Origin of the sequence: Puniceicoccus vermicola (assembly GCF_014230055.1) — a bacterium.
Taxonomy (GTDB): Bacteria; Verrucomicrobiota; Verrucomicrobiia; order Opitutales; family Puniceicoccaceae; genus Puniceicoccus; species Puniceicoccus vermicola.
In genome coordinates this window covers 1-713 of sequence record NZ_JACHVA010000065.1, presented here as the reverse complement: position 1 = coordinate 713, position 713 = coordinate 1, and the positions used below count along the sequence as shown (strand labels likewise).

Genomic DNA, 713 nt, shown 5'->3' with positions numbered 1-713 from the left:
TCCCCAATGAATAACCTAACAGGAATAGCAGGCTACGAAGTGATCTCGCAGCGATGCAAATCGGATTTGGACGAGTTGGAGGCGGTTCTGGAGAGGGAGCCTGAGAGATGCCCTTACTGCGCGGCCCCGGGGCCGCGCAGTAAGGGCCGTTATCTTCGGAAGGTGCGTCATCGAAGTGGTTATGTTCGTTCAACTTTTTTGTTGGTGCACACCCGCCGTTTCTGGTGCTGGAGGTGCAAGCGGAGTTTCCTTCCCACGCTTCCGGGCATCCGTCCTTATCGCCAGAGCTCGGAGCTCTTTCGCAAGGAAGTCCACCAGCGCCACGAAGACGGGATCTGCGCGAGCACTTTGGCCAAGAGGGAGCGAATCGGGCAGGCTACGGTCGAACGGATTTATCACCAGCACACCGAGCTGGAGGTGCGCAAACGTTCCAACCGGGATTGCCCCCGGATGCTCGGAATCGACGAGCATACCCTGGGCAAAAAGAACCGCTTTTGCACCACCTTCTGCGACCTCGGCAACAATCGGGTCTTCGAGGTCAGGCCCGGTCGCAGCGAAAAGGAGCTCTCTGGCTTCCTGGCTTCCCTGCCCGGACGGGAAAAGGTCGAGGTTGTTTGTATCGACCTCTCCCAGAGTTACCGAAAGCTCGTGCGCCGTTGGTTCCCCAAGGCCCGCATTGTGGCCGATCGCTTCCACGCTGTACGTGTACTCGC

Annotated in this window: 1 protein-coding gene; it reads left to right on the top strand. The window is 58.8% G+C overall.

Features of this window, described 5'->3' with window-relative positions; genetic code table 11:
* Positions 1-6: 6 nt before the first annotated feature.
* Positions 7-713, top strand: a 707-nt coding sequence (locus H5P30_RS22820) for a transposase (RefSeq protein WP_185692380.1), incomplete at its 3' end; no start/stop codon positions are given.